12 protein-coding genes are annotated in these 13,263 nt (G+C 76.8%); 6 read left to right on the forward strand and 6 right to left on the reverse strand.

What is annotated here, in order from left to right; all coding sequences use genetic code 11:
• Window positions 1-41 precede the first annotated feature (41 nt).
• From ABD358_RS08710 to ABD358_RS08720, 3 genes are all read left to right on the forward strand, one after another.
• Complete coding sequence (locus ABD358_RS08710) at window positions 42-965, forward strand: FAD-dependent oxidoreductase (protein ID WP_344630289.1); 924 nt, start codon at window positions 42-44, stop codon at window positions 963-965.
• A 183-nt stretch (window positions 966-1,148) separates the two neighbouring features.
• Window positions 1,149-2,207, forward strand: coding sequence for a PP2C family protein-serine/threonine phosphatase (locus ABD358_RS08715; RefSeq protein WP_344630365.1), 1,059 nt, complete (start codon window positions 1,149-1,151; stop codon window positions 2,205-2,207).
• 63 nt (window positions 2,208-2,270) lie between these two features.
• Entirely contained in the window at window positions 2,271-2,573 is a 303-nt protein-coding gene (locus tag ABD358_RS08720) for a hypothetical protein (protein WP_344630290.1), read from the forward strand.
• 55 nt (window positions 2,574-2,628) lie between these two features.
• On the opposite strand, the gene ABD358_RS08725 is transcribed toward ABD358_RS08720, so the two are convergent.
• Genes ABD358_RS08725 through ABD358_RS08735 form a run of 3 tightly spaced genes read right to left on the reverse strand, consistent with a single transcriptional unit; the run spans window position 2,629 to window position 6,875 of the window.
• Window positions 2,629-5,055, reverse strand: coding sequence for a glycoside hydrolase family 65 protein (locus ABD358_RS08725; RefSeq protein WP_344630291.1), 2,427 nt, complete (start codon window positions 5,053-5,055; stop codon window positions 2,629-2,631).
• 4 nt (window positions 5,056-5,059) lie between these two features.
• Entirely contained in the window at window positions 5,060-6,016 is a 957-nt protein-coding gene (locus ABD358_RS08730) for an HAD family hydrolase (protein WP_344630292.1), read from the reverse strand.
• Between the two features lie 22 nt (window positions 6,017-6,038).
• Window positions 6,039-6,875 (reverse strand): universal stress protein, encoded by an 837-nt coding sequence (locus ABD358_RS08735; RefSeq protein ID WP_344630293.1) that lies wholly within the window; start codon window positions 6,873-6,875, stop codon window positions 6,039-6,041.
• 260 nt (window positions 6,876-7,135) lie between these two features.
• Between ABD358_RS08735 and lnt the strand changes: the two genes are divergently transcribed.
• On the forward strand, window positions 7,136-8,689 hold the full coding sequence (gene lnt / locus ABD358_RS08740; protein ID WP_344630294.1) for an apolipoprotein N-acyltransferase: 1,554 nt from the start codon (window positions 7,136-7,138) through the stop codon (window positions 8,687-8,689).
• On the opposite strand, the gene ABD358_RS08745 is transcribed toward lnt, so the two are convergent.
• Together ABD358_RS08745 and ABD358_RS08750 are read right to left on the reverse strand one after the other, a co-directional pair.
• Window positions 8,661-9,566 (reverse strand): Gfo/Idh/MocA family protein, encoded by a 906-nt coding sequence (locus ABD358_RS08745; RefSeq protein ID WP_344630295.1) that lies wholly within the window; start codon window positions 9,564-9,566, stop codon window positions 8,661-8,663. The genes lnt and ABD358_RS08745 overlap by 29 nt on opposite strands.
• 49 nt (window positions 9,567-9,615) lie before the next feature.
• Window positions 9,616-10,836, reverse strand: a complete 1,221-nt coding sequence (locus ABD358_RS08750) for an FAD-dependent monooxygenase (protein WP_344630296.1) — start codon at window positions 10,834-10,836, stop codon at window positions 9,616-9,618.
• A gap of 102 nt (window positions 10,837-10,938) precedes the next feature.
• Between ABD358_RS08750 and ABD358_RS08755 the strand changes: the two genes are divergently transcribed.
• The gene (locus ABD358_RS08755; protein WP_344630297.1) at window positions 10,939-11,535 is read left to right on the forward strand and encodes a TetR/AcrR family transcriptional regulator; all 597 of its coding nucleotides are present in this window, start codon (window positions 10,939-10,941) and stop codon (window positions 11,533-11,535) included.
• A 71-nt stretch (window positions 11,536-11,606) separates the two neighbouring features.
• Window positions 11,607-12,092: a hypothetical protein gene (locus ABD358_RS08760; RefSeq protein ID WP_344630298.1), complete on the forward strand. Its 486-nt coding sequence runs from the start codon at window positions 11,607-11,609 to the stop codon at window positions 12,090-12,092.
• A 67-nt stretch (window positions 12,093-12,159) separates the two neighbouring features.
• Here ABD358_RS08760 and ABD358_RS08765 read toward each other — a convergent pair whose 3' ends face one another.
• A complete protein-coding gene (locus tag ABD358_RS08765; protein WP_344630299.1) occupies window positions 12,160-13,176 on the reverse strand; it encodes a helix-turn-helix transcriptional regulator in 1,017 nt (338 codons plus the stop codon).
• Window positions 13,177-13,263 lie beyond the last annotated feature (87 nt).

Here is a 13,263-nt window from a genome sequence, read left to right on the forward strand (position 1 = left end):
CGTCCGGGGCGGCGGACCGCCCGGATGCTGGAATGGGAGGCATGACAGGGACGGCACACACCACCGGGACGGACCTGCTCGTCGTGGGCGGCGGGCCGGCGGGCTGCGCGGCCGCCGTCATGGCGGCCAGCGTGGGGATGCGCTCGCTGCTGCTGGAGGCGCGGCCGGAGCTGTGCGGCAGGCTGCGGTACGTGAGGTCCCTGGAGAACGTGCTGGGGGGTTTCGCCTCCGGCCCGGACCTCGCCGCGTCCGCCGCCGCCGACGTGGCGCGGGCCGAGGGGTGCCGGGTCGAGCTCGGCGCGCGCGTCGTCCGGCTCGACGTCCGCGGCGACCGCGTGGTGGCCGTGCTGGAGTCGGGCGCCTCGTACACCGCCGCCCACGCCGTCGTCGCCACCGGCACGGGTCCGCTGGGCCCGGCGGACACCGGCTGGCTCCACGATCCCGGCGGTCTGGCCGGCGCCCCGCTGTGGGAGGCCGATCCGGCGGCGCACGAGGGCCGGACCGTGCTCGTGCTGGGCGCCGACCGCCCGCTGGGCACCCTGCTGCGGGCCGCCCCGGCGGCACGGGTCCGCTTCCTGGTGGCGCACCCGCCGGCGGACGGGTACAAGACCGCCGAGGTCCGACCGGACCCCCGCGTCGAGCTGGTGTCCGTCCGGCGGGTCGTGCTGGAGGGCGCCCGGCGGGGGGTCGCCGCCCGGATCACCACCGCGGCGGGGGACGCGCTGCGGTGGACGGCGGACGCGGCGTACCTCAACATCGGCAGCGCGCCTGTACTCCTTCCGGGTGATCTCGTGCCCGACTCCACCGGCTACTGCCCGCCGGACCGGCAGCATCCACGTGTCCACGTGGCCGGTGACCTGCGGTCGGCCCGCGCCCAGCGGATCATGACGGCGATGGGTTCGGGCGGTGAGGCGGCGCTGCGCGCGTACTACGCCCTGCGGGGGGTTCCGGACCGGCCGGAGTGACGGGGCGCGCGGCGCGCCCCGGCGGAGTCCGCGCTGCCGGACGTCCGCTTTTCCGTGTCGCCCCGGGCTGGGAAGCTGGTGGACAGGCAGCCGTGGGGCGTCCGCACCGAGACCCCGGAGAACACTTTGGCCGAGCGCAACGACGACAGCTACCGACTGCTGGCCGGCCTCCCCTACGTGGCCATGGCCGTCGTCGCCCTGGTGGACGTGACGGCGGGGCCGGAGGTGGGGTTCCTGCCGCTGCTGGCGCTCGGTCCCGCCTTCGCCAGCCTCGTCGGCGGCATGCGCCGCACGGCGCTGATCGGGGCGCTGGCGCTCGCGCTGTGCCTGCTCCTGGGCGCGTACGACGGCCTGCTGGGGAGGCCGCGCGGCTACACGGCCGCCGCGTCGGTGCTCGGCGTGGCGGCGGCCGGGCTGGCCGCCGCGGCCGTCCGCCAGCGGCACGAGGCCGAGCTGGCCAGTGTGCGCTCCATCGCCGAGGTCGCCCAGCGGGTGCTGCTGCGTCCGGTCCCGCGGGCGGCCGGCCACCTGCGGGTGGCGGTGTCCTACACCTCCGCGGTGGCCGAGGCCCGGATCGGCGGCGACCTGTACGAGGTCGTCACCTCGCCCACCGGGGCGCGGGTGATCGTGGGCGACGTCCAGGGGAAGGGCCTGGAGGCGGTGGAGACGGCCGCGGTCGTCCTGGCCGCGTTCCGGGAGGCGGCGTACGACGAGCCGGACCTGATGGCGGTGAGCGCCCGGCTGGAGAGATCGGTCAACCGGCACATGCCGGCGGAGCGGTTCGTCACGGCCGTCCTGGTCGAGACGCACGAGGACCGGTCGGTCACCGTGCTCAACCACGGGCACCCCTCACCGCTGGTCGTCCGGGCGGACGGCACCGCGCACCTCGCGGAGCCCCCCGACACCTCGCCTCCCCTGGGCCTGGGGCTCGACCTCAAGCCCCCCGAGCCGTACGGGCTCTCCCTCGGCCCCGGCGACCAGATGCTGCTGTACACCGACGGCGTCACCGAGGCCCGCGATCCGGAGGGCGTCTTCTACCCGCTGTCCCGGCGGGCCTTCCTGCTGCGGGAGGCGAGCCCGGACGCCGCGCTGGAGGCCCTGCGCCGGGACCTGGTGGCCCATGTCGGGGGGCCGCTCCACGACGACGCGGCCATGCTGCTCCTGCGGTACCGCGGCGGCTGGTCCCGGCCCCCGGACACCCGCGTCCCGGATTCCGCCGGGATCGCCGAGAACGGGGGATGACCGGCACGGAGCGGGTACCCGGCGGCAGAAGACCTCCACTGCCGTCCACGCCGATCGAAGACCATGCACGAATCCCGACTCACCCCCCGAGAGCTCCGCATCCTGCACGAGACCGAGCGGGAGCTGTGCGGGGACGCCGAACTCGCGGCGCGGTTCCGCGACTTCGGCGAGCCCGCGCCCGATCCCCTCATGGACGCCCCGCCGGCTCGGCGCCGCCTGTGGGCGTTCTTCGCCGTCTGCGTCTTCCTGGTCCCGGCGCTGATGATCCTCCATCCCGGGATCGGAGTGCTGCTGTTCCTCGCCGTCCTGATCACGGGTGCGGCGGGCTGGGCCGGCCGCCGCGGGGACCGTCCGGACCGGCGCTGACGCCCCGCGGCGGCCGGACCGGCCCGGGGACGCGCGGCCGCCGCGGGGCGTCCCCTCAGACCCCGGACCGGTCCCCGGCCAGGCCCAGCCGGCACGACTCGCCGGGTTCGACCGTGACGGTCCGGTCCGGCAGCGCCAGGCGGACAGGCGCCTCGGCGGAGGCGGGCAGGCCGATGCACAGCTCCTCCGACCGCATCCGCACCTCCACCCCCCAGTGGTGCCGGTAGCGCAGGGTGAAGCCGAACTCCGACAGCTCCGGGATCGGCGCCGGGTCCAGCCACAGGGCGCCCTCGCGGGCCTCCAGGCCGGTCAGCCCGCGCTGCACCAGGTCCAGCGTTCCGGCCATGGCGCCCAGGTGGATCCCCTCGGAGGTCGTGCCGCCCTGGATGTCGGCGACGTCGCTGACGAGCGCCTCCTGGACGTACGTCCACGCCTCGGGGCGCCGCACCCGGGCCAGCACCCAGCCGTGCACCAGGGAGCTCAGGGTGGAGCCGTGGCTGGTGCGGTGCAGGTAGTGGTCGACCGTGCGGTGCCACAGGTCGTCGTCGAAGGCGTAGCCCAGCCGCCGGAACAGCCGGGCCAGTTCGGCGGGCGGGAACAGGTAGCCGAGCATGAGCACGTCGGCCTGCTTGGACGCCTGGTAGCGGTTGACCGTGTCTCCCTCGGCCTCCAGGATCCGGTCCAGGCGGCGGATGTTGCCGTACTTCTCCCGGTAGCCCTCCCAGTCCAGTTCGGCCAGGTCGCCGTAGCCGTCGAACTGGCTGATGACACCCCGGTGGAAGGGCACCCGCAGCCGCCGCGAGACGTCCCGCCAGCGTTCGACCGTCCCGTCGTCCACCCCCAGTTCCTCGCGGAGTTCGCGGCTGCGCGGCTCGGGGAGCGTCTCCAGCAGGTCCAGGGCGCGGGCGATCGTCCAGGCGGCGGTGACGTTGGTGTAGGCGTTGTCGTCCAGACCCGGCCGGTCGCTGTCCGGGTACGCCTCGTGGTACTCGTCGGGGCCGACCACCCCGAGGATGCGGTAGCGCTCGTGGTCGGGGTCGTACCGGGCCGCGCTCCCCCAGAACTGGGCGATCCGCAGGAGCATCTCGGCGCCCCTGGAGTGCATGAACTCGGTGTCGCCGCTGGCCTGCCAGTACTGCCAGACGTTGTGGGCGACGGCCGAGCCCACGTGGTGCTGGAGCCGGGAGTGGTCCGGCAGCCAGCGGCCCGAGCGCGGGTTCAGGTGCAGCGTCTGGGTCTCCTCCCGCCCGTCGCTGCCGCTCTGCCACGGGTACATCGCCCCGGCGTATCCGGCGTCCTCGGCGGCGCGCACGGCCTCGGGGAGCCGCCGGTGGCGGTAGGTCAGCAGGGCCCGGGAGACCTCCGGGAGGTGGACGTTCAGGTAGGGCAGGACGAACAGCTCGTCCCAGAAGACGTGCCCCCGGTACGCCTCGCCGTGCAGCCCTCGGGCCGGGACGCCCACGTCCAGGTCGGCGGTGTGCGGGGAGAGCGTCTGCAGGACGTGGAAGAGGTGCACCCGCAGGATGTGGCCGGCCTTGCCCGGCACCTCCAGGCCGGCGTGCCGCCACAGCTCCGCCCAGGCGGCGCGGTGCGTCTCCAGCAGGCCGGGGAAGCCGGGCGCGTGGTGGACGTCCTCCAGCGCGGCCTGCAGGGGGTCGCTGATCGCCAGGTCGTGCGAGGTGTGGAGGGCCACGACCTTGTCGACGGCGACGGGGCGTCCGGGCTCGACGGCGACGGTCAGCCGCCGGGCGGGCCGCGGGGCGGTGGGGTCGTCGCGGACCGAGCCGGGTTCCCCGTCCGCCGGGCGGGTGCGGGCGACCACGGCGACGCAGATCTCGGAGGTCCTGGTCTGGCAGCGCAGCCACAGGGTGTCGGGGTCCGCCGAGCCCGCGCGGTGGCCGGTCAGGTGGCGGCCGTCGAGGGCGCGGTAGCGGGCGACGCCCGCGTTGACGACGCCGCCGTCGACGGCGGACTCGACCTCGACCGTCCCGGCCCAGTCCTCGGCGGTGAACGTGGTGCGCAGGGCCGCCAGGTGCGGCTCGCCCATGTGGACCAGGCGGCTCTGCTCGACGCGCAGGCGCCGTCCGGCGGGGTCCTCCAGCAGGACCGTCCGGTTCAGGACGCCCTGCCGGAGGTCCAGTTCCTGCCGGTACTCCAGGATTCCGCCCTGGTCGGGGGCCCACCAGGGCGGGGCGGAGCCGTCTTCGGGGGGTGCGGGGCCGTCGAGGATCCTGAAGCGCAGGGGCAGCCAGTTGGGGAGGTTGACCATGTCCTCGTTCTCGACCTCGCGGCCCTGCACGGTGGACGTCAGCCGGTTGTAGCAGCCCGCCACGTACGTGCCCGGGTAGTGCACCTCGTCGGCGTCCGTCTCCGGGGCCGCGCCGCGCGTCGCGAAGTAGCCGTTGCCCAGCGTGCACAGGGCCTCGCGCAGCCGCTCCTCGGCGGGGTCGTAGCCCTCGTACCCCCACACCCACTGCTCCACGGTCTCAGCTCCCCTCGTCGCGGCGGCCGGCGGGACGCCGGCCGGTGTTCTCGCCGGGGCCGTCCCCGGGCTCGGTCAGCAGTTCCGCCAGGTCGCGCACGACCACGTCGGCGCCGTGGTCGCGCAGGTCGGCGGCGCTGGTGGGCCCGGCGGTCCGGTCCACCCCGACGACCAGGCCGAACCCGCCCCGGCGTCCGGCCTCGACGCCGGCCAGGGCGTCCTCGACGACGGCCGTCCGGGAGGCGGGCGCGCCCAGGCGCCGGGCGGCCTCCAGGAAGACCGCGGGGTCCGGTTTGCCGGGCAGTCCCAGCCGGGCCGCCTCGTGGCCGTCCACCACGGCGTCGAACAGCTCCAGCACCCCGGCGCCGGAGAGCAGTTCCCGTGCGTGCCGGGAGGCGGAGATCACCGCCATGGGCGTGCCCCCGCGGCGCAGGACGCGCAGCAGCCGGAGCGTGCCGGGCCAGGTGTCGACGCCGTGTTCCCGCAGCGCGTCGGTGAACAGCTTCTCCTTGCGGGCGGCCACGGCCCGGACGGTGTCGTCCCCCGGGGGGTCCTGCGGTGTGCCCGGCGGCAGGTCCAGGCCGCGTGAGGCGAGGAAGGCGGCGGCCCCGTCGATGCGCGCCCTCCCGTCCACGTGGTGCCGGTAGTCCTCGTCGGCGTCGAAGGGGCGGAACCGGTCGCCCGGGCCCGTCCCCGTGCCGCCGAAGCGCTCGCGCCACACCTCCAGGCAGGCGTCGAAGGCCTTCTTCCAGGCGGCGGCGTGGACCCGGGCGGAGTCGGTGATCACCCCGTCGGTGTCGAAGACCACGGCGTGGACCCCGCGCAGGCACGGGGCCGGTACGGCGGTCTCCTCCGGGCGGGCCGCCCCGGCGTCCCCGTCCTCCCCGGGGCGCTGTGCGGGACGCTGTGCGGGCTCCTCCCGGCGGCCGTTCTCCCGTGGTTCGGCGGTGGCGGACGACATGGGCCTCCATCCGGTGGTCGGGTCAGATGTGCTCCGGCACGAGGGCGACCGGGCAGTCGGCGTGGTGGAGGACGGTGTGGTCGACCATCCCCATCTGGAGGCCGCCGTGGCCCGGGCGGCGGTGGGCTCCGACCACCAGCAGGTCGGCGCCGCGGGCCTCCTCCAGCAGCACCACCCGGGCGGGCCCCTCCACGGCCCGCATGCGCAGGTCGATCCCGGAGTGCTCGCGCGCGGTGGCGCGCAGGGCGCCGTCCAGGTACTCCAGCGCCTCCCGCTCGCGGGCCACCGCGGGGTTCCCCTGGATCAGCGGGTGCTTCTGCGCGTGGAGGGCGGGACGGCGCCAGGCCCGCACGGCGTGCAGCTCGCAGTGCCGGGCCATGGCCTCGCGGAAGGCGAAGCGGGCGGCGGGCGCATCCTCCGACACGTCCCCGACGCCGAGGACGATCCGCCCGCGCCCGCCGCGGCGGGCGGCGTCCCCGCCCCGTACGACGACCACCGGGCAGTCGGCGCGGCCGGCCACCGACAGGCTCACCGAGCCCAGCAGCAGCCCGGCGATCCTGCCCCGGCCCCGGGAGCCGACGACCACGGCGAACGCGTTGCGGCCCGCGTGGACCAGGGCGTCCGCGGGGTCCTCGGTGAGGACGCCGGTGCTCAGCCGTACGCCGGGGGCGTGCTGGTGGGCGCGTTCCGCCGCACAGGCCATCAGGTCCTCCGGCCGGAGTTCCTCCTCCGTCCACTCGGTGGAGGCGTGGAGGAGCCGCAGCGGCACCCCGTGCCGGACCGCCGCGTCCGCGGCCCAGTCCACCGCGCGCAGACTGGACTCGGACCCGTCGACGCCCACCAGCACGGGAAGTTCCACGCCGTCTCCTCCTTCTCCGGGCCCTTCGCCCGGGTTCCTCCTCCGGTCCCTTCTCCCGGGTTCCCTCCGCGGGTTTCCGCCCGGGTTCCCTCCGGCCTCGCGTCCCGTCCGGGGCCATCACCGGCCGGTTTCTGGGAATGTTTCTGGGAACGGTGACCCGCATATGGACCACCGAAACCCGGAACGGGCGGTTCCCGGCCGGTCGCCCTCCCGGACGGCGGTCCCGCACATCGGTCCCGGCCGAGGCGAGGAGGCGCGGCATGCGGGTGGCTCGGGGCACGCGGTGGCGGCGCGGGACGCTCGCGGTGGCGGCGGGCGCACTGCCCGCCCCGGCCTTCCCGGAACCGTCCCTGTGGTGGTGGGCCTACGCCGCTCTGGTGCCGTGGCTGCTGCTGCTGCGGACGGCGGGAAGCGGACGCCGCGCCGCCGTGGAGGGCTGGCTGGGCGGGACCGGTTTCCTGCTGGCCGGGCACCACTGGCTGGCGCCGAACCTGCACGTCTTCATCGTGGTGACGGCGGCCCTGCTGGGCGTGCTGTGGGCGCCCTGGGGGTGGCTGGTGCGGCGGCTGCTGGCGGGCTCGCCGGGCCCCGGGCGGGCGGTCGCGGCCGTGGTGCTGGTGCCCTCGGCGTGGCTGATGGCCGAACTGGTCCGTTCCTGGGAGTACCTGGGCGGTCCGTGGGCGCTGCTCGGGGCGAGCCAGTGGCAGGTGCCGCCCGCACTGCGGCTGGCCTCGCTGGGCGGGGTGTGGCTGGTCACCGTGTGGGTGGTGGCCGTCAACACCGTGTCGGCGCTGCTCGTCGCGGCACCCCGGGCCCGGGTGCCCGCGGCCGCCGCCGCGGTGGTGTGCGCGCTGGTCCCGGCCGCGGCCTGGGCGTGGGCGCCGCTGCCGCGTCCGGCGGGCTCCGTCCGGGTCGCGGTGGTGCAGCCGGGCGTCGTGGCGGGCCCGGAGGCGCGCTTCGACGCCGGCGAGCGGCTGACCCGCGGGCTGGCGGGCCGGGGCGCGGACCTGGTGGTGTGGGGCGAGAGCAGTGTCGGCCACGATCTGGACGCCCGTCCCGACCTGCGGAGGCGGCTCGCGGCGCTGTCCGCGCGCGTCGGGGCGCCGGTGCTGGTCAACGTGGACGCGCGGCGCTCGGACCGGCCGGGGATCTTCAAGAGTTCGGTGCTGATCGGACCCGGCGGGCCGACCGGGGACCGCTACGACAAGATGCGTCTGGTCCCGTTCGGGGAGTACGTCCCGGCCCGTTCGGTGCTGGGCTGGGCGACGGCGGTGGGCCGGGCGGCCGGCGAGGACCGCAGGCGCGGGGACGCGCCGGTGGTGATGGACGCCGGCGCGGTGCGCGTCGGGCCGCTGGTGTGCTTCGAGTCGGCCTTCCCCGACATGAGCCGGGCGCTGGTGCGCGACGGCGCCGGGGTGCTGGTCGCCCAGTCGGCGACGTCCTCCTTCCAGGAGAGCTGGGCGCCCGGGCAGCACGCCTCCCTGGCGGCGCTGCGGGCGGCGGAGACCTGGCGGCCGATGGTGCACGCCACGCTGACGGGGGTGAGCGCGGTGCACGGGCCGCGCGGCGAGCCGGTGGGCGGGCGGCTGGGCACCGACCGGAGCGGGGCGGCGGTGTACGAGGTGCCGCTCGCCTCGGGCACCAGCCCCTACGTGCGGTTCGGCGACTGGGTGCCCGCCGCCGCGCTGGCGGCGCTGCTGGTGTCGGCCGCCGTCGCGGCGGCCGGGCGGGCGCGGCGGGGTTCCGGCGGCGTCCGGCAGGAGGCGGAGCCGGGGCGGGAGCCACTCAGCCGGACCGTTCCAGCACGGCGGTGACGATCCGTTCGCACAGTTCGTGGGTGCGCAGGGCGTCCTCGGCGTCGAGGCACTTCCCGGCGCGCACGGCGTCGAGGAAGGCGGTGACGCCCTGCTCGATGCCGCGCTGGCGGGCCACGGGCACCCAGTCCCCGCGGCGGCGGATGCTGGGCTGGCCCTTGTGGTCGACGATCTCCGCCAGGTTGAACACCTGGCGTTTGGTGTCCTCCCCCGCGACCTCCAGGATCTCCTCCGCGCTGCCGCTCATCCGGTTCATCGTGCCGACGGCGGTGAAGCCGTCGCCCGACATCTGCAGCACCACGTGGTGGAGGAGTCCGCCGCGGACCCGGGAGCGGACGTCGACGTGGTCGGCCGGGCCGGGCAACAGGAAGCGGAGGGTGTCGACGACGTGGATGAAGTCGTCGTAGACCGCCACGCGCGGGTCGGCCGCCAGTCCCACGCGGTTCTTCTGCATCAGGATCAGGTGGCGCGGGTGCTCCAGGCACTGGACGTAGCCGGGCGCGTGGCGGCGGTTGAAGCCGACGGCGAGCGCGACGCGCCGCTCGCCGGCCAGGCGCACCAGCCGCTCGGCCTCCGCCAGGTCGTAGGCGAGCGGCTTGTCCACGTAGGTCGGCACCCCGGCCTCCAGCAGCCGGGCGACGATGCGGGGGTGCTCGGTGGTGGGGGCGTGGACGAACGCCGCGTCGGGTCCGGCGGCGATCAGTGCGTCGAGGTCGGCGTGGCGCTGCCCGGCCGGGACGCGGTGGGCGTCGGCGGTCCGGTCCAGGGTGGCGCGGGTGCGGGTGTGGAGGTGGAGTTCCACCCCCGGCCGGGTGGCGAGCACCGGAAGGTACGCCTTCTGTGCGATGTCGCCGAGTCCGATCACGCCGACCTTCACGGGACCTCCTGGGATCGCTGCCGTCCGTGCCGCCGGGGCCGCGGGGCCGTCAGCGCCGCCGGCCGGCCGTGCCCCGCGTCTCCCGTGCCCCGGCAGCATACGGCTCCGGCGGCCGCCAGTCGGCGATGCCGTCGAGGCTGCGCAGGGCCAGGCGCGGGCCGATCCGGTTGAGGACGGCGACGGCTGCGGTGCGCAGCGCGACGACGGGCGGGGAGGTGAGGGTCGTCATCCGTCCGACCCGTTCGGAGCGGCGCACCACGGCCATGGTGCGCGGCAGCCGGTCGCGGGTGTAGGCGGCCAGGGCCGCGGCCGTCGTGCCGGGGTCGGGTGCGGCGTGGTGGGCCAGGACGACGGCGTCCTCGATCGCCTGGCAGCCGCCCTGGCCGAGGTTGGGGGTCATGGCGTGGGCGGCGTCGCCGAGCAGGGCCACCCGGCCGAGGTGGTGGGCGGGCGGCGCGGCGGCGGTGCGGTACACGTCGTTGCGCAGGACGGCGGCGGGGTCCAGGGCGGCGAGCAGGTCGGGCACGGGGTGGTGCCAGTCGCCGAAGCGCCGCAGCAGTTCGGCCCGTTCGCCGTCCGGGGACCGCTGCCCGGCGGGGACGGCGGCGGTGGCGTAGGCGTACACCCGGCCGTCGTGCAGCGGGATGGTGCCCCACAGCGAGCCGCGTCCCCAGGTCTCGTGGGGGCTGAAGGGCCGCTCGGGCGCGGGGACGACGAAGCGCCAGGCGGTGAAGCCCGCGTAGCGGGGCGCGGGGTGGCCGGGGAAGAGGGCGCGCCGGGTGGCGGAGTGGATGCCGTCGGCGGCGACGACGAGGTCGGCGGTGTGCTCCCGGCCGTCCGCGGTCCGCACGGTCGCGGGGCGTTCGGCGGTGCCGGGGTCGGCCACCTCGGCGGAGACGCCGGTGCGGACGGCTCCCCCGGGCAGCCCGGCGGCGAGCAGGGCGACGAGGTCGGCGCGGTGTGCGACCACGGCGGGGCCGCCGAAGCGCTCGGCCGCGGCGTCCTGGGTGGTGCGGGAGAGCCAGCGGCCGGACGGGGTGCGCAGGCCGCCCTCGTCCTGCCAGGCGGACATGGCCCGGACGGTGTCGCCGAGTCCGATGACGTCCAGGGCCCGCTGGGCGTTGGGGGCCAGTGCGATGCCCGCCCCGACGCGTTCCGGCGCGGTGGCGCGTTCGGCGACGGTCACCTCCCAGCCGCGCCGGTGCAGCGCCGCGGCGGCGGTCAGACCGCCGATCCCGGCTCCGATGACGAAGGCTCGCGGCTGGTTCATGACCGGTTCTCCCCTGGATCGGCGGTCGCGACGGTGAGACTACAGCTGTAGTGACAACTCACAGGTTACTACACCTGTAGTGAGGGCGGTAGATTGGCGGCCATGGCCCCGCGCACGACCCGACCCACCGCCCGCGGCGAGCTGATCGCCGACACCGCGATCGACCTGCTGGCCGAGCGGGGCCTGCGCGGTCTCACCCACCGCGCGGTGGACGAGGCGGCCGGGCTGCCGCAGGGCTCGACGTCCAACCACGCGCGCACCCGCGAGGCCCTGCTGGAGGCGGCGGTGCGGCGGCTGGCCGTGCGCGAGGCGCGCGTCCTGGGACCGCGGGAGATGCCCGCCCCCGAGGACGGCCCGGACGCGCTGGCCGACGCCCTGGCACGGGCACTGCACCGCTATCTGACCCGCCACCGGCACCTGGCGGTCGCCCGCTACGAACTGGCCCTGGAGGCGACCCGGCGGCCCGCCCTCCGCGCCATCTACGACCGGGCGGGAACCGCCGCCTTCCGCGAGCCCCTGGTGGCGATGATGGCCGCGGCCGGCTCGGCCGATCCCGAACGGCACACCCTGTCGCTGGTGGCCTGGTGCGACGGCGTGATGTTCTCCTGCACGGCGGGCTCCTACCACTCCACGGCGCCCGCCCCGGAGGACCTGCGGGCCGGTCTCGGGGAACTGCTGCGGGGCATGCTGGGGCCCTGAGCCGCCCCGGCCGGCCGCGTCACCCCTGCGGGGAGTTCCCGGAGGACGCCGCGTACACCAGAGTGGTCCGGATGCGACACGTGCGACACGCCCTGCTCCTGGCCGGGGCGGCCCTGACCGTGGTCTCGGGGGCCTCGGGCTGCGTGACGGCGGCCGGCCGCCCCGCGGCCGGGGCGGACCTCCCGCCCGACCCGTCCGCCGCTCCCGCCCGGCCGGAGCGGGAGGACGGGCCGCGCCTCACCCCCGGGCCGGCGCGGGAGACCCTGGCACGGGTGCCGGCCGCCACGGCACGCCCGCCCGCGCCGGACGACACCCCGACGCGGTACGGGCCGCCGTCCGCCGGCGCCCGGGGCGCCCCGCCCCCCCGGCCGGTCCCGCAGCGGCCCCGGCGCACACCGCGCGAGCCCGGCCCCTCCGGCACAGGCCGGCCCGGCGGCGCGCTCGGGGGTCTTCCCCTGCCGCCCGGCGCCGACGTGTGCGGGCTCGGCGAGACGTACGGCGGCTGGGATCCCCGCAGCGAGCAGGCGCGGGCGTGCCGGGAGGTCTACGGGGGCTGACCGGCGCGGCCGCCGCGGGCCTCCCGGCACCGCCGGGGCCGACCGGTCCGCCCGGTCCGCCCGGAGTTCAGGACCCGGCGGAGGCGTCCCGTCCGTACCGCCGGGCCAGCGCCCCCACCGCCTCCGCCACCGCCGCGCGGAGCCCGTCCGGCCCCAGCACCTCGGCCTCCGCGCCGAGCCGGAGCAGGTCGCCCACCGCCACGGGGGTGCTCTCCACCGGAAGGTCCACCCGCACCCAGCCCTCCGCGTCCGGTTCGCCCGCCTCCCGCGCAGCCCGCGTCCCCGCCGCGCCGAACAGCATGGGCAGCAGCCGCAGGGCGCGCGGCGAGACGCGCAGGTGCGCCTCGCCCCGCAGCCGGGCGTCCTCCAGGCGGCGGGAGGACGCCGCCCAGTAGGCGGCGAGGTCGAAGTCCCCGGGCCGCTCGAAGTGTTCGTCCGCGACGTCGAGACCGAGGATGCGCGAGACCCGGTAGGTGCGCACCTCCGCTCCGGGGGCCGCTCCGGAGTCCCCGCCAAAGTCCCCGGAGCGCGCCACGAGGTACCAGATGCCGCCCTTGAGGACGAGACCGAGCGGATGCAGTTCACGGTGGACCTCGCCGCGCCGGCGGCGGTAGTGGACGCGCACCGGCCGCTGCTCCCAGACGGCCTCGGCCACCCGCGCCAGGTGCGGCACGGGCTCGGCGTCCCGGAACCAGGCGGGGGCGTCGAGGTGGAAGCGCTCCTGGACGCGCCGGGTGCGCTCGGCCAGCCGCGCGGGAAGCGCGGCACGCAGCTTGAGCTGGGCGGTGGCCAGTTCGGCCCCCAGTCCCAGCTCGGCCGCGGCGGCGGGCATGCCGGCGAGCCAGAGGGAGTCGGCCTCCTCCCCGGTGAGCCCGGTCAGCCGGGTGCGGTAGCCCTCCATGAGCCGGTATCCGCCGTCCGGCCCCCGCTCGGCGTAGACGGGCACACCGGAGGCGGCCAGCGCCTCGGCGTCGCGGTAGACGGTGCGGACCGACACCTCCAGCTCGGCAGCGAGTTCGGACGCGGTCATCCGGCCCCGGTTCTGGAGCAGCAGGAGCATCTGCAGGAGGCGGTCGGCTCGCATGGCGCCAGTCTGCCGCCCGTACCTGACAGGAGATGTCAGGTACGGGCGCGACAGTGGTGGCGTCCGGCGCGGGAGGGACCCGCGCCG

Source organism: Streptomyces glaucosporus, from assembly GCF_039533345.1.
Lineage (GTDB): Bacteria > Actinomycetota > Actinomycetes > Streptomycetales > Streptomycetaceae > Streptomyces > Streptomyces glaucosporus.

Bases quoted from the DNA above. Each gene is read 5' to 3' on its own strand.
- ABD358_RS08710 (WP_344630289.1), top strand. From the start codon at position 42: ATGACAGGGACGGCACACACCACCGGGACGGACCTGCTCGTCGTGGGC.
- ABD358_RS08715 (WP_344630365.1), top strand. From the start codon at position 1,149: ATGGCCGTCGTCGCCCTGGTGGACGTGACGGCGGGGCCGGAGGTGGGG.
- ABD358_RS08720 (WP_344630290.1), top strand. From the start codon at position 2,271: ATGCACGAATCCCGACTCACCCCCCGAGAGCTCCGCATCCTGCACGAG.
- ABD358_RS08730 (WP_344630292.1), bottom strand. From the start codon at position 6,016: ATGTCGTCCGCCACCGCCGAACCACGGGAGAACGGCCGCCGGGAGGAG.
- lnt (WP_344630294.1), top strand. From the start codon at position 7,136: ATGCGGGTGGCTCGGGGCACGCGGTGGCGGCGCGGGACGCTCGCGGTG.
- ABD358_RS08750 (WP_344630296.1), bottom strand. From the start codon at position 10,836: ATGAACCAGCCGCGAGCCTTCGTCATCGGAGCCGGGATCGGCGGTCTG.
- ABD358_RS08755 (WP_344630297.1), top strand. From the start codon at position 10,939: ATGGCCCCGCGCACGACCCGACCCACCGCCCGCGGCGAGCTGATCGCC.
- ABD358_RS08760 (WP_344630298.1), top strand. From the start codon at position 11,607: ATGCGACACGTGCGACACGCCCTGCTCCTGGCCGGGGCGGCCCTGACC.
- ABD358_RS08765 (WP_344630299.1), bottom strand. From the start codon at position 13,176: ATGCGAGCCGACCGCCTCCTGCAGATGCTCCTGCTGCTCCAGAACCGG.